Origin of the sequence: Streptomyces sp. NRRL S-244 (assembly GCF_000717915.1) — a bacterium.
In the GTDB taxonomy this organism is placed as follows: Bacteria; Actinomycetota; Actinomycetes; order Streptomycetales; family Streptomycetaceae; genus Streptomyces.
In genome coordinates, this window is the sequence record NZ_JOCX01000011.1 from 145,368 (window position 1) to 162,938 (window position 17,571).

The following is a 17,571-nucleotide window of genomic DNA, read 5'->3' on the forward strand; positions in this document are numbered from 1 at the left end:
TTCGAGCTTTGCACCGGCGTCACACTGCGTCCATACGTAGTACCCGGCACTGTCCGGAGCGTGACGCGGGCATGGACCGGCGATTGCCCGGCCCGAACCGGTGGGTGCGCGGCGCCGGGGGCCCGGGGCGCTGGCTACGATGGGCCAGCCGGTGGCCGATGTGGCCGTGCGGCCCAGCGACCCTCCGGGAAGGCCATGCTGAACAAGTACGCGCGTGCTTTCTTCACGCGTGTTCTCACGCCATTCGCCGCATTCCTCCTCCGGCGGGGGGTGAGCCCGGACGCGGTCACCCTGATCGGCACGGCCGGAGTGGTGGCGGGAGCGCTGGTCTTCTTCCCCCGGGGGGAGTTCTTCTGGGGCACCATCACCATCACCCTGTTCGTGTTCTCCGACCTGGTGGACGGGAACATGGCCCGCCAGGCGGGCGTCTCCAGCCGCTGGGGCGCCTTCCTCGACTCCACACTCGACCGGGTGGCCGACGCGGCGATCTTCGGCGGCCTCGCGCTCTGGTACGCGGGCTCCGGGAACGACAACGTGCTGTGCGCGGTGGCGATCTTCTGCCTGGCCAGCGGCCAGGTGGTCTCGTACACGAAGGCCCGCGGCGAGTCGATCGGCCTGCCGGTGGCCGTCAACGGGCTCATCGAGCGCGCCGAGCGGCTGGTGATCTCGCTGGTCGCGGCCGGTCTGGCCGGGCTGCAGACCTTCGGCGCGCCCTCGTGGATCGGGGTGCTGCTGCCGATCGCCCTGTGGGTCGTCGCGGTGGGCTCGCTGGTCACGCTGATCCAGCGGGTGGTCACCGTACGCCGTGAGGCGGCGGAGGCCGACGCCGCGGCCGCCGTGGCCGAGGGAGGCGCCGCCTGATGGCCGGCCGGGTGCAGGACAGGCTGGTCGACGGGCTGTACGGGCTCGGCTGGGCCGGGGTGAAGAAGCTGCCGGAACCCACCGCGGTGGCCCTCGGGCGCCGGATCGCGGACTATGCGTGGAAGAAGCGCGGCAAGAGCGTGCTCCGGCTGGAATCCAACCTGGCCCGCGTCGTACCGGACGCCGGACCGGAGCGGCTGCGCGAGCTCTCGAAGGCCGGCATGCGCTCGTACATGCGCTACTGGATGGAATCCTTCCGGCTGCCGACCATGGACCCGGAGCGCTTCGGCACGGACGTCGAGTTCAAGGACGAGCACCTCCTGCGCGAGGCGCTCGCCTCCGGGCGCGGGGTCGTCGTCGCCCTGCCCCACCTGGCCAACTGGGATCTCGCCGGCGCATGGGCCATCGGCCACATCGGCGTCCCGTTCACCACGGTGGCGGAGCGGCTCAAGCCGGAGAGCCTGTACGACCGCTTCGTGGCCTACCGGGAGAGCCTGGGCATGGAGGTGCTGCCCCACAGTGGCGGCGCGGCCTTCGGGACCCTGGCCCGGCGGCTGCGCTCCGGAGGCCTGGTGTGCCTGGTCGCGGATCGCGACCTGTCGGCCACCGGGGTCGAGGTGGACTTCTTCGGCTCGGCGGCGCGCATGCCGGCCGGGCCGGCGCTGCTGGCGCAGCAGACGGGGGCGGTGCTGCTCCCGGCGACCCTGCACTACGGGGACTCGCCGAAGATGTACGGCCGGATCCACCCCGAGGTGGCGGTGCCGAAGACCGGGAGCCGGACCGAGAAGACGGCCGTCATGACCCAGGCGGTGGCCGACGCCTTCGCGCAGGGGATCGCCGAGCACCCGGAGGACTGGCACATGCTGCAGCGGCTGTGGCTGGACGACCTGGAGGAGCGCGCGTAGTGAAGATCGGCATCGTGTGCCCCTACTCCTGGGACGTACCGGGCGGCGTCCAGTTCCACATCCGCGACCTCGCCGAGCACCTGATCCGGCTCGGCCACGAGGTGTCGGTGCTGGCCCCGGCGGACGACGAGACGCCGCTGCCGCCGTACGTGGTCTCGGCGGGGCGGGCGGTGCCGGTGCCGTACAACGGGTCCGTGGCCCGGCTGAACTTCGGCTTCCTGTCGGCGGCGCGGGTGCGGCGCTGGCTGCACGACGGCGTCTTCGACGTGATCCACATCCACGAGCCGGCCTCGCCCTCGCTGGGACTGCTGTCCTGCTGGGCGGCGCAGGGGCCGATCGTGGCCACCTTCCACACCTCGAACCCGCGCTCGCGGGCCATGATCGCGGCGTACCCGATCCTCCAGCCGGCGCTGGAGAAGATCAGCGCCCGGATCGCGGTGAGCGAGTACGCGCGCCGCACGCTCGTGGAGCACCTGGGCGGGGACGCGGTCGTGATCCCCAACGGGGTCGACGTGGACTTCTTCGCCTCGGCCGAGCCGAAGCCGGAGTGGGGCGGGCAGACCCTCGGCTTCATCGGCCGGATCGACGAGCCGCGCAAGGGGCTGCCCGTCCTGATGGCGGCCTTCCCCAAGATCGTGGAGGCCTGCCCGGACGTACGGCTCCTCGTGGCGGGCCGCGGCGACGAGGAGGAGGCCGTGGCCTCCCTGCCCGCCGGGCTGCGCGCGCGGGTGGAGTTCCTCGGCATGGTCTCGGACGAGGACAAGGCGCGGCTGCTGCGCAGCGTCGACGTGTACGTGGCCCCGAACACGGGCGGCGAGAGCTTCGGCATCATCCTGGTCGAGGCCCTGTCGGCGGGGGCCGCGGTGCTGGCCTCCGACCTCGACGCGTTCGCGCAGGTCCTGGACCAGGGGGCGGCGGGGGAGCTGTTCGCGAACGAGGACGCGGACGCGCTGGCCGCCGGCGCGGTGGCCCTGCTCCGCGATCCGCAGCGGCGCGCGGAGCTGAGCGCCCACGGCTCCGCGCACGTGCGCCGCTTCGACTGGTCGACGGTCGGGGCGGACATCCTGGCGGTCTACGAGACGGTGACGGACGGCGCGGCGGCGGTGGCCACGGACGAGCGCGTCCGCCTGCGCACCCGCCTGGGGCTGACCCGGGACGCCTAGCCGCGCCCGAGGCGCCTCCGGAAGGAGGGTATTGTCGCGCGGCGTGATCGAAACCCTTGTCTGGACCGCCCTGGCGCTCGGCGTCATCGGGGTCTACCTCAGCTGGACCGCCGGACGGCTGGACCGGCTGCACTCGCGGATGGACGCCGCCCGCGCCGCCCTCGACGCGCAGCTCGTACGGCGCGCCTCGGTGGTGATCGAAGTGGCGGCTTCCGGAGTGCTCGACCCCGCCTCGTCGATCGTCCTGTACGAGGCCGCCCACGCCGCCCGACAGGCCGAGGAGGAGCAGCGCGAGGTCGCCGAGAGCGAGCTCAGCCAGGCGCTGCGCGCCGTGTTCGCCGACGCCGCCCAGGTGGATCTGCTCAAGGCGGCCCCCGGTGGCGAGGCGGCCGCCGAGGAGCTGGCCGCGGCGGTCCGCCGGGTGCCCATGGCGCGGCGGTTCCACAACGACGCCGTACGGGCCGCCCGCGCGCTGCGCCGGCACCGCAAGGTCCGCTGGTTCCGGCTGGCGGGCCACGCCCCGTTCCCGCTCGCCTTCGAAATGGACGATGAGCCTCCGGTGGATCTTGCCGACCGCCCGTAGCGGGGCCCGGCGGTCCCACTTGTACCCAAAGGCCAAGTTGAAAGGGGCCACCGGCTCCTCATTGGCCCTTGCGGTGGACTGCTCGGGGGCGGTTTGCTCGGCGCTGTAGCACCGCGGCCCCTGGGTCACCCCTGGGCGCGGTACCGCCGCAGCACCCGTCTTCCCTTCGAGTGAGGTCAATCCGTGAGCACGCTTCCCTCCACCCCGCAGTCCGCTGAGTCCGCGATCGGCACCTCCCGCGTCAAGCGCGGCATGGCCGAGCAGCTCAAGGGCGGCGTGATCATGGACGTGGTCAACGCCGAGCAGGCGAAGATCGCCGAGGACGCCGGCGCCGTGGCCGTCATGGCCCTGGAGCGGGTCCCCGCCGACATCCGCAAGGACGGCGGCGTCGCGCGCATGTCGGACCCGAACATGATCGAAGAGATCATCGAGGCCGTCTCCATCCCGGTCATGGCCAAGTCCCGCATCGGCCACTTCGTCGAGGCCCAGGTCCTGCAGTCCCTCGGCGTCGACTACATCGACGAGTCCGAGGTCCTGACCCCGGCCGACGAGGTCAACCACTCCGACAAGTGGGCGTTCACCACCCCCTTCGTCTGCGGTGCCACCAACCTCGGCGAGGCCCTGCGCCGCATCGCCGAGGGCGCGGCCATGATCCGCTCGAAGGGCGAGGCCGGCACGGGCAACGTCGTCGAGGCCGTCCGCCACCTGCGCCAGATCAAGAACGAGATCGCCAAGCTGCGCGGCTTCGACAACAACGAGCTGTACGCCGCCGCCAAGGAGCTGCGCGCCCCGTACGAGCTGGTCAAGGAAGTCGCCGAGCTCGGCAAGCTCCCGGTCGTGCTGTTCTCCGCCGGTGGCGTCGCCACCCCGGCCGACGCCGCGCTCATGCGCCAGCTCGGTGCCGAGGGCGTCTTCGTCGGCTCCGGCATCTTCAAGTCGGGCGACCCGGCCAAGCGCGCCGCCGCCATCGTGAAGGCCACCACCTTCTACGACGACCCGAAGATCATCGCGGACGCCTCCCGCAACCTGGGCGAGGCCATGGTCGGCATCAACTGCGACACCCTCCCCGAGGCCGAGCGCTACGCCAACCGCGGCTGGTAGTCATCACCATGACCACCCCCGTGATTGGTGTCCTGGCACTCCAGGGCGACGTACGGGAGCACCTGATCGCCCTGGCCGCGGCGGACGCCGTGGCCAGGCCGGTCCGGCGTCCCGAGGAGCTCGCCGAGGTCGACGCCCTGGTGATCCCCGGCGGCGAGTCCACGACGATGTCGAAGCTCGCCGTCCTGTTCGGCATGCTGGAGCCGCTGCGCGAGCGCGTGCGGGCCGGCATGCCGGTCTACGGCACCTGCGCCGGCATGATCATGCTCGCCGACAAGCTGCTCGACGGCCGTGACGACCAGGAGACCCTGGGCGGCATCGACATGATCGTGCGCCGCAATGCCTTCGGCCGGCAGAACGAGTCCTTCGAAGCGAAGATCGACTTCGCGGGCATAGAGGGCGGCCCCGTCGAGGGCGTCTTCATCCGCGCCCCGTGGGTGGAGTCGGTCGGCGCCGCCGCCGAGGTGCTCGCCACGTACGACGGCCACACGGTCGCCGTGCGCCAGGGCAACGTCCTCGCCACCTCGTTCCACCCCGAGCTGACCGGAGACGACCGAGTCCACGCGTACTTCGTCGACATGGTGCGCGCGGGGCTGTAAACAGGTCCCGGTAGGATCTCAGGTGCACACTGTTGGTTACGCGAAGGAGACAGGCGGATGTCCGGCCACTCTAAATGGGCTACGACGAAGCACAAGAAGGCCGTGATCGATGCCAAGCGCGGCAAGCTCTTCGCGAAGCTGATCAAGAACATCGAGGTCGCGGCCCGTATGGGCGGCGCCGACATCGACGGCAACCCGACCCTCTTCGACGCCATCCAGAAGGCCAAGAAGAGCTCGGTCCCGAACAAGAACATCGACTCCGCGGTCAAGCGCGGCGGCGGCCTCGAGGCCGGCGGCGCCGACTACGAGACGATCATGTACGAAGGCTACGGCCCGAACGGTGTCGCGGTGCTCATCGAGTGCCTCACCGACAACCGCAACCGTGCCGCGTCCGACGTCCGCGTCGCCATGACCCGCAACGGCGGCTCGATGGCCGACCCGGGCTCGGTCTCGTACCTGTTCAACCGCAAGGGCGTCGTCCTGCTGCCCAAGGGCGAGCTCTCCGAGGACGACGTCCTGGAGACGGTGCTCGAGGCCGGTGCCGAAGAGGTCAACGACAACGGTGACACCTTCGAGATCATCAGCGAGCCCACCGACATGGTCGCGGTCCGCACCGCGCTCCAGGAGGCGGGCATCGACTACGACTCGGCCGACTCCAGCTTCGTCCCGACCATGCAGGTCGAGCTGGACGAAGAGGGCGCGCGCAAGATCTTCAAGCTGATCGACGCGCTGGAGGACAGCGACGACGTGCAGAACGTCTTCGCCAACTTCGACGTCTCCGACGAGGTCATGGAGAAGGTCGACGCCTGATCGGGCATCAGCGGCGGGGCGGGGGGGGGGCCCCCCCCCCCCCCCCCCCCCCCTCCGTGCCCCCACCGCCGCCTGTCCCCCCCCCCCACCCTGCGTCGATTGCTTGTGCGTACAGACTAACCGGTGACACTGACAAAGCGGCGGGCCGGCGGGGTGGGAGTGGCTGGACCGCCACCGGCCCGAAGTCGTCGCCGTGGAGCGGGTGTTCAGCCAGCACAACGTCAGTACGGTGATGGGCACCGCCCAGGCGAGCGCCGTCGCCATGCTGTGCGCGGCGCGCCGCGGGATACCGGTCGCCCTGCACACCCCCAGCGAGGTCAAGGCCGCCGTCACCGGCTCCGGCCGGGCCGACAAGGCGCAGGTCGGGGCCATGGTGACCCGGCTGCTGCGGCTGTCCGCCCCGCCCAAGCCGGCCGACGCCGCGGACGCCCTCGCCCTCGCCATCTGCCACATCTGGCGGGCCCCCGCCCAGAACCGCCTCCAGCAGGCGGTCGCCCTGCACGCCTCGAAAGGCCGCCCCTCATGATCGCCTTCGTCAGCGGCCCCGTCGCCGCGCTCGCCCCCACCCTGGCCGTGATCGAGGTCGGGGGAGTGGGCATGGCCGTGCACTGCACGCCGAACACCATCGCCGGCCTGCGGACGGGCGAGCCGGCGCGGCTGGCGACCTCGCTGGTCGTACGGGAGGACTCGCTGACGCTGTACGGCTTCGCGGACGACGACGAGCGGCAGGTCTTCGAGCTGCTGCAGACGGCGAGCGGGGTCGGCCCGCGCCTGGCGCAGGCGATGCTCGGGGTGCACAGCCCGGACGCGCTGCGGGTGGCCGTCTCCACGGGTGACGAGAAGGCCCTGACGGCGGTGCCGGGCATCGGCAAGAAGGGTGCCCAGAAGCTGCTGCTGGAGCTCAAGGACAAGCTGGGCGCACCGCTGGTGGGCGCCCAGCGCGCCCCCGCGGCGGCCGGTCCGGCGCCGTGGACGGAGCAGCTGGCGGCGGCCCTGATCGGCCTGGGCTATGCCTCCCGGGAGGCGGAGGAGGCCGTCTCGGCGGTCACCCCGCAGGCGGAGGCGGCCATCGCCGCCGGCGGCTCCGCCCCCGTCCCCCAGCTCCTGCGAGCAGCCCTGCAATCCCTGAACCGCGCCCGCTGACGGGCGCGGCGCCGCGCCCGGCCCGCTCCGGAAACCACCGTACGAACGACAAGGCAGACTGACAGCGTGAACTGGGAAGACGAGAGCGACGACCGGATCGTGGCGGCTGCGGCGGACGGCGAGGACACCGCCGTCGAGGCGGCCCTGCGCCCCAAGGACCTCGGCGAGTTCGTCGGCCAGGAGAAGGTCCGCCAGCAGCTCGACCTGGTGCTGAAGGCGGCCCGCCAGCGCGGCGCCACCGCCGATCACGTGCTGCTCTCCGGTGCGCCCGGGCTCGGCAAGACCACCCTCTCCATGATCATCGCCGCCGAGATGGGCGCGCCCATCCGGATCACCTCCGGCCCCGCCATCCAGCACGCGGGCGACCTCGCCGCCATCCTCTCCTCCCTCCAGGAGGGCGAGGTCCTCTTCCTCGACGAGATCCACCGCATGTCCCGGCCCGCCGAGGAGATGCTCTACATGGCCATGGAGGACTTCCGCGTCGACGTGATCGTCGGCAAGGGGCCCGGGGCCACCGCCATCCCGCTGGAGCTGCCGCCCTTCACCCTGGTCGGGGCGACGACCCGGGCCGGCCTGCTCCCGCCCCCGCTGCGCGACCGCTTCGGCTTCACCGGGCACATGGAGTTCTACGCCCCCGAGGAGCTGGAACGCGTCATCCACCGCTCCGCCCGCCTCCTCGACGTGGAGATCGACACGGCCGGCGCCGCCGAGATCGCCGGCCGCTCCCGCGGCACCCCGCGCATCGCCAACCGCCTGCTGCGCCGTGTCCGCGACTACGCGCAGGTCAGGGCCGACGGGGTGATCACCCGCGAGGTGGCCGGCACCGCCCTCCAGGTGTACGAGGTGGACGCCCGCGGCCTCGACCGCCTCGACCGCGCCGTGCTCGAAGCCCTGCTCAAGCTGTTCGGCGGCGGCCCCGTGGGCCTGTCCACCCTCGCCGTCGCCGTCGGCGAGGAGCGGGAGACCGTCGAGGAGGTCGCCGAGCCGTTCCTGGTACGGGAAGGCCTGCTGGCCCGTACCCCGCGCGGCCGGGTCGCGACCCCCGCCGCATGGGCTCACCTGGGGCTTGTCCCGCCCCCGCAGCAGGGGAGTGGATCAAGCGGACAACAGGGCTTGTTCGGGGCCTGACGGCGCGGAGGTTCGCCGGGTCAGGAACTGCGGTGCCATGCTGGGCGTTGTTCCATCGGTGCGGACTCGCCTAGACTCCGCCGATGCCGACCCTTCAGGTCGGCATGCCCACCCCCGTAGAAATTGACCGTCTCCCGTGCGGTCGTGCGAAGGATCTCCGTCCCGTGAATCTCGTGACACTCCTCCCGTTCATCGTGCTCATCGGGGCGATGTTCCTGATGACCCGCTCCGCGAAGAAGAAGCAGCAGGCGGCCGCGCAGATGCGTGACCACATGACGCCCGGCACCGGTGTCCGCACCATCGGCGGCATGTACGCCACGGTGAAGGAGATCGGCGAGGACACCGTCACCCTCGAGGTGGCCCCCGGTGTCCACGCGATCTACGCGAAGAACTCCATCGGCGCCGTCCTCGACGACGCGGAGTACAACCGCATCGTCCACGGCATCAGTGATGATCTGACGATCGACACGCCGGCCGTCCCGGACGACGCCTCCTCGCTGACCCTGGACAAGGACGCGGACAAGGACGCGGACGAGGCCGGGACCGACGCCCCGAAGCTCGACCTGGGCAAGAAGGACGAGCCCGAGGCCGACGAGCCCAAGGACGCGCAGGCCAAGGGCGACGAGCCCAAGGGCGACAAGCCCGAGGACGGCAAGGCCGACGGCGAGGCCGGCGCGAAGTAGCGCGCGGCCGGGGACCGGGCAGGCGCCTGACCGGCGGCCGCCGCGGTCCCCGTCAGTGACACTTCTGCGGGGGGCAGGGGTCCCCACCACACATTTCGTGGCCGTCCGCGCGCTGACCCGGCGCGGGGCGGTTGGACAGGGAGATACGACAAGGTGGCAGCACCGAAGAAGGGCCGGCGGCCCACGGGGGCTCAGGGGAGGCCGGGGCGCGCCCTGGCGATCATCCTGATCGCGATGGTGGCGCTCACCGCGGGGATGTTCCTCACGAAGCAGACGACTCCCCGGCTCGGCATCGACCTCGCGGGCGGTACGAGCATCACGCTCAAGGCCAAGAGCGAGCCCGGCAAGCCGGACGCGATCAACGAGACCAACATGAACACGGCGGTCGGCATCATCGAGCGCCGCGTCAACGGTCTCGGCGTGTCGGAGGCCGAGGTCCAGACGCAGGGCCGCGACCACATCATCGTGAACATCCCCAAGGGGACGAACGAGAAGCAGGCCCGCGAGCAGGTCGGTACCACCGCCCAGCTGTACTTCCGCCCGGTCCTGGCCTTCGCCGACGGTGCCCCGGCGGCCCCCGAGGCCACGCCGAGCCCGTCCGCGAGCAGCTCCGGCGCCCCGAAGGCCGAGGGCAGCGGCAAGCCCGGCACCCCGGCCACCCCGTCGTCCAGCGCCACTTCCCAGGGCCGTGTGCTCAGCGAGGCCCTCAAGGCCCCGGCCGCCACCGCCTCTCCCTCGCCCTCGGCGAGCGAGTCGAAGAAGGCAGACGACAAGGCTCCGGCCCCCACCCCGGCCCCGACGGGCGTCGAGGCGGCCGCCGCCGACCTCCAGGCGAAGTTCGCGGCGCTGGACTGCACCAACGAGGCGCAGCGCGCCGCGGCCGGCAAGGGCGCCAAGCCCGAGGACGCGACGCTCGCCTGTGGCAAGCGCGGCGACGCCTGGGGCAAGTGGATCCTCGGCCCGGCCGGCGTCGCCGGTACGGACGTCAAGGACGCCAAGGGTGTCATCGACCCGCAGCGCGGCCAGTGGATCGTCACCATGCAGTTCACCGACAAGGGCGCCGACAAGTTCGCCAAGATCACCGGTGAGCTCGCCACCAAGCAGATGCCGCAGAACCAGTTCGCGATCGTGCTCGACGGCGAGGTCGTCTCCGACCCGTCCGTCAGCCAGGCGCTGACCGGCGGCAACGCCGAGATCTCCGGCGGCTTCACCCAGCAGACCGCGCAGGACCTGGGCAACATGCTCTCGTACGGCGCCCTGCCGCTGTCCTTCAGCGAGGACAGCGTCACCACCGTCACCGCCGCGCTCGGCGGCGAGCAGCTGAAGGCCGGCCTCATCGCCGGCGCCATCGGCCTCATCCTCGTGGTGATCTACCTGCTCGTGTACTACCGGGGCCTGGCCTTCATCGCCATCGTCAGCCTCCTGGTGTCCGCGATCCTCACGTACACGATCATGGCGCTGCTCGGAAAGGGCATCGGCTTCGCGCTGAACCTGCCCGCCGTCTGCGGTGCGATCGTCGCGATCGGCATCACGGCGGACTCGTTCATCGTGTACTTCGAGCGCATCCGCGACGAGATCCGCGAGGGCCGCACCCTGCGTCCCGCCGTGGAGCGGGCCTGGCCGCGCGCCCGGCGCACCATCCTGGTCTCCGACTTCGTGTCGTTCCTGGCCGCGGCGGTGCTGTTCATCGTCACCGTCGGCAAGGTGCAGGGCTTCGCCTTCACCCTGGGTCTGACGACCGTGCTCGACGTGGTCGTGGTGTTCCTCTTCACCAAGCCGATCATGACGCTGATGGCCCGTACGAAGTTCTTCTCCAGCGGCCACCCCTGGTCCGGACTGGACCCGAAGCGGCTCGGCGCCAAGCCGCCGCTGCGCCGGTCCCGCCGCACCGGCTCCGGTACCGGTTCCGGTTCCGTCACCGCTCCCGTCGACGTAAAGGAGGCGTGAGAGATGTCGAAGCTGGGAGATCTCGGCGCCAAGCTGTACCGCGGTGAGGTCGGCTACGACTTCGTCGGCAAGCGCTTCATCTGGTACGGCGTTTCCATCCTGATCACCATCACGGCGATCGTGGCCCTGGCCGTTCAGGGCCTCAACATGGGCATCGAGTTCAAGGGCGGTGCCGTCTTCACCACCCCGAAGACGGCCGTCTCGGTCGCCAAGGCGACCGAGGTGTCGGAGAAGGCCTCGGGCCACGACGCGATCGTCCAGGAGCTCGGGACCGGCGGCCTGCGCATCCAGATCTCGGGTCTGGACACGAACGACGCGGCGGGCGTCAAGAAGCAGCTCGCCACCGACCTCAAGGTCTCCGAGGCCGACATCAACGCGGACCTGGTCGGCCCCAGCTGGGGTGACCAGATCGCGAACAAGGCCTGGACCGGCCTCGGCATCTTCATGGTCCTCGTGGTGATCTACCTCGCCATCGCCTTCGAGTGGCGGATGGCGGTCGCCGCGCTGATCGCCCTGATCCACGACCTCACCATCACCGTCGGCGTGTACGCGCTGGTCGGATTCGAGGTCACGCCGGGCACCGTGATCGGTCTGCTGACGATCCTCGGTTACTCCCTCTACGACACCGTCGTCGTCTTCGACGGTCTCAAGGAGGGCTCGAAGGACATCACCAAGCAGACCCGCTACACGTTCAGCGAGATCGCCAACCGCAGCATCAACGGCACCCTGGTCCGCTCGATCAACACCACCGTCGTGGCGCTGCTCCCGGTCGGGGCGCTGCTCTTCATCGGCGGCGGCTTCCTGGGCGCCGGCATGCTGAACGACATCTCGCTGTCGCTGTTCGTCGGCCTCGCGGCCGGTGCGTACTCCTCGATCTTCATCGCGACCCCGCTGGTCGTGGACCTCAAGGAGCGCGAGCCGGCGATGAAGGCGCTGAAGAAGCGGGTGCTCGCGAAGCGGGCGGCCGCGGCGGCCAAGGGCGAGTCCCCGGAGGACGAGGGCTACGAGGCCACCGACACCCCGCAGGTCGTGGCCCAGGGCCGCGCCGGGCGGCGCCGGTGAGCACGCTGTCCCCCGAGGTGCGCGAGCTGCTGCTCAGCCGGATCAAGGACGTGGCGGACTACCCGAAGCCGGGCGTGATGTTCAAGGACATCACCCCGCTGCTGGCCGACCCGAAGGCCTTCGCGGCCCTGACGGACGCGCTGGTGGAGCTGGCCGGGCAGTACGGCGCGACGAAGATCGTCGGGCTGGAGGCGCGCGGGTTCATCCTCGCGGCGCCGGTGGCGGTCCAGGCGGGCATCGGCTTCGTGCCGGTGCGCAAGGCCGGGAAGCTGCCGGGTGCGACGCTCGCGCAGTCGTACGAGCTGGAGTACGGCACGGCGGAGATCGAGGTCCACGCCGAGGACCTGTCGGCCGGTGACCGGGTCATGGTCATCGACGACGTCCTGGCCACGGGCGGCACCGCCGAGGCCTCGCTCTCGCTGATCCGGCGGGCCGGGGCCGAGGTCGCCGGGGTGGCGGTCCTGATGGAGCTGTCGTTCCTGCCGGGCCGCGATCGGCTGGCCGGCGCCCTTGCGGGGGCCCCGCTGGACGCCCTGATCGTCGTCTGACGAAGCCGAACGCGAAGCGGGCGGGCACCGGGACATCCCGGTGCCCGCCCGCTTCCGCGTGGGCGGCCGATGCTCCGGCCTGCGACGGGCCGGCCGGGCCCGAAGGAGCCGGGGCTCGGGGAACGGGGTGGGGGATCCATCGCTACCATTGGTTGTCCGGACCTGACCGGGGCACCGGATCCTCTTGAGGAGCGCTCTTGCCAGACGAGGTCCAGCCACTCTCCGCCGCGCAGCCCGACCCGCAGGCCGAGCGGGCCGCGACGCCCCCCGCCACGCCCCCGCCGGCCCCGCCTGTGAAGCCCGCGCCCCTGAAGCCCGCGCCCGCGAAGCCGGCGCCCGCGAAGTCGGCCGGGTCCTCCAACCGCGTGCGCGCCCGGCTCGCCCGCCTCGGCGTCCAGCGTTCCAACCCGTACAACCCGGTACTGGAACCGCTGCTCCGCATAGTCCGCAGCAACGACCCGAAGATCGAGACGGCCACGCTGCGCCAGATCGAGCAGGCGTACCAGGTCGCCGAGCGCTGGCACCGCGGCCAGAAGCGCAAGAGCGGTGACCCGTACATCACCCACCCGCTCGCGGTGACCACCATCCTCGCCGAGCTCGGCATGGACCCGGCCACCCTGATGGCCGGCCTGCTGCACGACACCGTCGAGGACACCGAGTACGGGCTGGAGGACCTGCGCCGCGACTTCGGCGACGCCGTGGCCCTGCTCGTCGACGGCGTCACCAAGCTCGACCGGGTCAAGTTCGGCGAGGCCGCGCAGGCCGAGACCGTGCGCAAGATGGTCGTCGCCATGGCCAAGGACCCGCGCGTCCTGGTCATCAAGCTCGCCGACCGCCTGCACAACATGCGCACCATGCGCTACCTCAAGCGGGAGAAGCAGGAGAAGAAGGCCCGCGAGACCCTCGAGATCTACGCCCCGCTGGCGCACCGGCTGGGCATGAACACGATCAAGTGGGAGCTCGAAGACCTCGCCTTCGCGATCCTCTACCCCAAGATGTACGACGAGATCGTCCGCCTCGTCGCCGAGCGCGCGCCCAAGCGCGACGAGTACCTCACCGTCGTCACCGACGAGGTCCAGACCGACCTGCGCGCCGCCCGCATCAAGGCCACCGTCACCGGCCGCCCCAAGCACTACTACAGCGTCTACCAGAAGATGATCGTCCGCGGCCGCGACTTCGCCGAGATCTACGACCTGGTGGGCATCCGCGTCCTCGTCGACACCGTCCGGGACTGCTACGCGGCCCTCGGCACCGTGCACGCGCGCTGGAACCCGGTCCCCGGCCGGTTCAAGGACTACATCGCGATGCCCAAGTTCAACATGTACCAGTCGCTCCACACGACGGTCATCGGACCCAGCGGCAAGCCCGTCGAACTCCAGATCCGCACGTTCGACATGCACCGCCGCGCCGAGTACGGCATCGCCGCGCACTGGAAGTACAAGCAGCAGACCGTCGCCGGCACCTCCAAGGTCCGCACCGACGTCCCGCAGGCCGCCAAGGGCAGCGCCGGCCAGGACACGGTCAACGACATGGCCTGGCTGCGCCAGCTGCTGGACTGGCAGAAGGAGACCGAGGACCCGGGCGAGTTCCTCGACTCGCTGCGCTTCGACCTCTCCCGCAACGAGGTCTTCGTCTTCACGCCCAAGGGCGACGTCATCGCGCTGCCCGCCGGAGCCACCCCGGTGGACTTCGCGTACGCCGTCCACACCGAGGTCGGCCACCGGACGATAGGCGCCCGCGTCAACGGCCGCCTGGTCCCGCTCGAATCGACCCTCGACAACGGCGACCTCGTCGAGGTCTTCACCTCCAAGGCCGAGGGCGCGGGCCCGTCCCGCGACTGGCTGGGCTTCGTCAAGTCCCCGCGGGCCCGCAACAAGATCCGCGCCTGGTTCTCCAAGGAGCGCCGCGAGGAGGCCATCGAGCACGGCAAGGACGCCATCGCGCGGGCCATGCGCAAGCAGAACCTGCCGATCCAGCGCATCCTCACCGGCGACTCGCTCGTCACCCTCGCGCACGAGATGCGCTACCCCGACATCTCCTCCCTGTACGCGGCGATCGGCGAAGGCCACGTGGCCGCGCAGGGCGTCGTGCAGAAGCTGGTGCAGGCCCTCGGCGGCGAGGAAGCGGCCAACGAGGACATCGAGGAGAGCGTCCCGCCCTCCCGGACCCGGGGCACGCGCCGCAAGAACGCCGACCCGGGCGTGGTCGTCAAGGGCGTCGACGACGTGTGGGTCAAGCTGGCCCGCTGCTGCACCCCGGTCCCGGGCGACCCGATCGTCGGCTTCGTCACCCGCGGCAGTGGCGTATCGGTTCACCGGGCGGACTGCGTCAACGTGGACTCCCTCTCCCAGGAGCCCGAGCGGATGCTGGAAGTGGAATGGGCGCCCACCCAGTCCTCGGTCTTCCTGGTCGCCATCCAGGTCGAGGCGCTGGACCGGTCCCGGCTGCTGTCGGACGTCACGCGGGTCCTGTCGGACCAGCACGTGAACATCCTCTCCGCGGCCGTCCAGACCTCCCGCGACCGCGTGGCCACCTCCCGCTTCACCTTCGAGATGGGCGACCCCAAGCACCTGGGACACGTCCTGAAGGCCGTACGGGGCGTCGAGGGCGTCTACGACGTCTACCGCGTCACCTCGGCCCGCCGGCCGTAGCGGGGAGCGCACAGCGCACGGACGAGGGCCCCGGTACGACAGCGCCAATTCCCATTGGCCGTACCGGGGCCCTCGTACATCCTCGGGCGGTGATCAGCCGCCGAATTCCTCCAGGCCCTTCAGCGCCTGGTCCAGCAGGGCCTGGCGGCCCTCCAGCTCGCGGGCCAGCTTGTCGGCCTTCGCGTTGTTGCCCGCCGCACGCGCCGCGTCGATCTGCTCACGCAGCTTGTCGACCGCCGCCTGGAGCTGACCCGTCAGACCGGCCGCACGGGCCCGCGCCTCCGGGTTCGTACGACGCCACTCGCCCTCCTCGGCCTCCTGGATCGCCCGCTCCACCGCGTGCATCCGGCCCTCGACCTTCGGCCGGGCGTCGCGCGGCACGTGGCCGATGCCCTCCCAGCGCTCGTTGAGGGAGCGGAACGCGGCCCGGGCCGCCTTCAGGTCCGTGATCGGGACGAGCTTCTCGGCCTCCTCGGCCAGCTCCTCCTTCAGCTTCAGGTTCTCCACCTGCTCGGCGTCGCGCTCCGCGAACACCTCGCCGCGCGCCGCGAAGAATACGTCCTGCGCACCGCGGAAACGGTTCCACAGATCGTCCTCGGACTCGCGCTGCGCCCGGCCCGCCGCCTTCCAGTCCGCCATCAGCTCGCGGTAGCGGGCGGCCGTCGGACCCCAGTCGGTCGACTTCGACAGCGACTCGGCCTCCGCGACCAGCTTCTCCTTGACCTTGCGGGCGTCCTCGCGCTGCGCGTCGAGCGAGGCGAAGTGCGCCTTGCGACGCTTGGAGAAAGCGGAACGGGCGTGCGAGAAGCGGTGCCACAGCTCGTCGTCCGACTTGCGGTCCAGGCGCGGCAGACCCTTCCAGGTGTCCACCAGGGCCCGCAGCCGCTCGCCGGCACTGCGCCACTGGTCGCTCTGCGCCAGCTGCTCGGCCTCGGCCACCAGCGCGTCCTTGGCCGCACGGGCCTCGTCCGTCTGCTTGGCCTTCTGGACCTTGCGCTCCTCGCGCCGCGAGTCCACGGTCGCGACCAGCTTGTCCAGCCGGACGCGCAGGGCGTCGAGGTCGCCCACGGCGTGGTGCTCCTCCACCTGCGTGCGCAGGTGGTCGATGGCCGTCTGCGCGTCCTTGGCGGACAGATCGGTGGTCCGCACCCGCCGTTCGAGGAGGCCGATCTCGACCACCAGGCCCTCGTACTTGCGCTCGAAGTAGGCCAGAGCCTCCTCGGGGGTGCCCGCCTGCCAGGAGCCGACGACCTTCTCGCCCTCGGCAGTACGCACGTACACGGTGCCCGTCTCGTCGACGCGGCCCCACGGGTCGCTGCTCACAGCGCCTCCTCCACCTGATGCCTGCGAGGGGTTCACCCCCTGGGCATCGTCCACAGTTTCCTGGGGCGGGCAGCGCCCGCCCTGCACAACGCCAACATAGGCGACCGCCGGGCCGGCTGTCCGCATCCCGCACGACGGAATATCACCGTACGGGCCGGACGCCGGCCGGTCCCGGGGCCGCCGGACCCCGTCAGTTCTGGGTGACGGCGCCCTTCTGGACGGTCACCGGGGTCTTCGGGGCCCCGTCCTGGCCGCCGTCGGCCGTACCGGCCTTGGCCACCTCCTCCAGCGCCTTCAGACCCGCCGCGTCGATCTTGCCGAACGGCGTGTACGACGGAGCCAGCGGGCTGTCCTTGTAGACCAGGAAGAACTGGCTGCCGCCGCTGTGCGGCTGGCCGGTATTGGCCATCGCCACCGTGCCCGCCGGGTAGATCACCTGGCCCTGCTCGTTCGGCTTGCCCAGCGAGTCGAGGTTCTCGTCGGCGATCGTGTAGCCGGGGCCGCCCATGCCCGTGCCCTCCGGGTCGCCGCACTGCAGCACGAAGATCCCGGAAGTGGTCAGGCGGTGGCACTTGGTGTTGTCGAAGAAGCCCTTGTCCGCGAGCGCCTTGAACGAGTTGACGGTCTCCGGCGTCTTCGCCGCGTCCATCTCGAACTTGATCTCACCCGCGGTGGTCTTCAGGTCGAACGTGTACTTCGCGTTCTTGTCGATCGCCATCGCGGGCGCGGGCGACTGCTTCGCCGAGGGCGAGGCCGACGGGTTCGCCGCCGGGTCCGCCGCGCTGTCCTTCTTGTCCTTGTCGAAGACACCGCCCACGACGAGGCCCACCAGCGTCGCGACCACCACGGCCACCGCCGCACCGATCACCGCCGCCCGCTGCCGCGCCTTGCGGCGGGCCTCGACCCGGCGCTTCTGCTGGCGCTCGTACTTCTCCCTGGCGAGCTGTCGCCGCCGCTGATCGTTCGTGACCACCGGGTCGTCTCCTTGTACGTGTATGGCACCGCTGTCCGGGCTCGGTTAGGCCGTACCGTATATGGGTTCGCTGTGGAACGAGCGGCGCCGG

16 protein-coding genes and 1 pseudogene are annotated in these 17,571 nt (G+C 71.2%); 15 read left to right on the plus strand and 2 right to left on the minus strand.

The features are described 5' to 3' along the window. The first annotated feature begins 195 nt into the window (after positions 1-195). The 15 genes and pseudogenes from pgsA (at position 196) to IF02_RS0115975 (ending at position 15,184) form a co-directional block, all read left to right on the plus strand. Positions 196-861, plus strand: coding sequence for a phosphatidylinositol phosphate synthase (pgsA, locus tag IF02_RS0115905; RefSeq protein WP_030157370.1), 666 nt, complete (start codon positions 196-198; stop codon positions 859-861). Next, on the plus strand, positions 861-1,766 hold the full coding sequence (locus IF02_RS0115910) for a phosphatidylinositol mannoside acyltransferase (protein WP_030157372.1): 906 nt from the start codon (positions 861-863) through the stop codon (positions 1,764-1,766). The genes pgsA and IF02_RS0115910 overlap by 1 nt, the downstream gene beginning before the upstream one ends. Beyond that, positions 1,766-2,929, plus strand: coding sequence for a glycosyltransferase family 4 protein (locus tag IF02_RS0115915; RefSeq protein WP_030157374.1), 1,164 nt, complete (start codon positions 1,766-1,768; stop codon positions 2,927-2,929). The genes IF02_RS0115910 and IF02_RS0115915 overlap by 1 nt, the downstream gene beginning before the upstream one ends. A gap of 43 nt (positions 2,930-2,972) precedes the next feature. Further along, the gene (locus tag IF02_RS0115920) at positions 2,973-3,512 is read left to right on the plus strand and encodes a membrane protein (RefSeq protein WP_030157376.1); all 540 of its coding nucleotides are present in this window, start codon (positions 2,973-2,975) and stop codon (positions 3,510-3,512) included. 183 nt (positions 3,513-3,695) lie between these two features. Then, on the plus strand, positions 3,696-4,613 hold the full coding sequence (pdxS, locus tag IF02_RS0115925; protein ID WP_030157377.1) for a pyridoxal 5'-phosphate synthase lyase subunit PdxS: 918 nt from the start codon (positions 3,696-3,698) through the stop codon (positions 4,611-4,613). A gap of 8 nt (positions 4,614-4,621) precedes the next feature. Further along, positions 4,622-5,212, plus strand: coding sequence for a pyridoxal 5'-phosphate synthase glutaminase subunit PdxT (gene pdxT / locus IF02_RS0115930; RefSeq protein ID WP_030157379.1), 591 nt, complete (start codon positions 4,622-4,624; stop codon positions 5,210-5,212). 57 nt (positions 5,213-5,269) lie between these two features. Further along, entirely contained in the window at positions 5,270-6,022 is a 753-nt protein-coding gene (locus IF02_RS0115935; RefSeq protein ID WP_030157380.1) for a YebC/PmpR family DNA-binding transcriptional regulator, read from the plus strand. 157 nt (positions 6,023-6,179) lie between these two features. Further along, positions 6,180-6,548 (plus strand): annotated as a pseudogene (locus IF02_RS0115940) (crossover junction endodeoxyribonuclease RuvC); the annotation flags it as partial. After that, positions 6,545-7,165, plus strand: coding sequence for a Holliday junction branch migration protein RuvA (ruvA, locus tag IF02_RS0115945; protein WP_030157384.1), 621 nt, complete (start codon positions 6,545-6,547; stop codon positions 7,163-7,165). The pseudogene IF02_RS0115940 and the gene ruvA, both read left to right, overlap by 4 nt. A gap of 66 nt (positions 7,166-7,231) precedes the next feature. Further along, positions 7,232-8,293 carry a Holliday junction branch migration DNA helicase RuvB gene (gene ruvB, locus IF02_RS0115950; protein WP_030157386.1) on the plus strand — a complete coding sequence of 354 codons (1,062 nt, stop codon included), beginning with the start codon at positions 7,232-7,234 and terminating at the stop codon, positions 8,291-8,293. Positions 8,294-8,457: 164 nt separating this feature from the next. Further along, on the plus strand, positions 8,458-8,976 hold the full coding sequence (yajC, locus tag IF02_RS0115955) for a preprotein translocase subunit YajC (RefSeq protein ID WP_030157388.1): 519 nt from the start codon (positions 8,458-8,460) through the stop codon (positions 8,974-8,976). 153 nt (positions 8,977-9,129) lie between these two features. Further along, positions 9,130-10,923, plus strand: a complete 1,794-nt coding sequence (gene secD / locus IF02_RS0115960) for a protein translocase subunit SecD (protein ID WP_078622113.1) — start codon at positions 9,130-9,132, stop codon at positions 10,921-10,923. 3 nt (positions 10,924-10,926) lie between these two features. Further along, positions 10,927-11,985 carry a protein translocase subunit SecF gene (secF, locus tag IF02_RS0115965; RefSeq protein WP_030157392.1) on the plus strand — a complete coding sequence of 353 codons (1,059 nt, stop codon included), beginning with the start codon at positions 10,927-10,929 and terminating at the stop codon, positions 11,983-11,985. A gap of 5 nt (positions 11,986-11,990) precedes the next feature. Then, complete coding sequence (locus IF02_RS0115970) at positions 11,991-12,533, plus strand: adenine phosphoribosyltransferase (protein ID WP_420708161.1); 543 nt, start codon at positions 11,991-11,993, stop codon at positions 12,531-12,533. Positions 12,534-12,730: 197 nt separating this feature from the next. Then, a complete protein-coding gene (locus tag IF02_RS0115975) occupies positions 12,731-15,184 on the plus strand; it encodes a RelA/SpoT family protein (RefSeq protein ID WP_030157396.1) in 2,454 nt (817 codons plus the stop codon). 93 nt (positions 15,185-15,277) lie between these two features. Here IF02_RS0115975 and IF02_RS0115980 read toward each other — a convergent pair whose 3' ends face one another. Both IF02_RS0115980 and IF02_RS0115985 read right to left on the minus strand, forming a co-directional pair. Then, the gene (locus tag IF02_RS0115980; protein ID WP_030157398.1) at positions 15,278-16,507 is read right to left on the minus strand and encodes a DUF349 domain-containing protein; all 1,230 of its coding nucleotides are present in this window, start codon (positions 16,505-16,507) and stop codon (positions 15,278-15,280) included. A gap of 190 nt (positions 16,508-16,697) precedes the next feature. Further along, positions 16,698-17,480: a peptidylprolyl isomerase gene (locus IF02_RS0115985; protein ID WP_030157400.1), complete on the minus strand. Its 783-nt coding sequence runs from the start codon at positions 17,478-17,480 to the stop codon at positions 16,698-16,700. Positions 17,481-17,571 lie beyond the last annotated feature (91 nt).

Coding starts and splice junctions, on each gene's coding strand:
- IF02_RS0115910 (WP_030157372.1), top strand. CDS start 861: ATGGCCGGCCGGGTGCAGGACAGGCTGGTCGACGGGCTGTACGGGCTC.
- pdxT (WP_030157379.1), top strand. CDS start 4,622: ATGACCACCCCCGTGATTGGTGTCCTGGCACTCCAGGGCGACGTACGG.
- IF02_RS0115935 (WP_030157380.1), top strand. CDS start 5,270: ATGTCCGGCCACTCTAAATGGGCTACGACGAAGCACAAGAAGGCCGTG.
- ruvA (WP_030157384.1), top strand. CDS start 6,545: ATGATCGCCTTCGTCAGCGGCCCCGTCGCCGCGCTCGCCCCCACCCTG.
- pgsA (WP_030157370.1), top strand. CDS start 196: ATGCTGAACAAGTACGCGCGTGCTTTCTTCACGCGTGTTCTCACGCCA.
- secF (WP_030157392.1), top strand. CDS start 10,927: ATGTCGAAGCTGGGAGATCTCGGCGCCAAGCTGTACCGCGGTGAGGTC.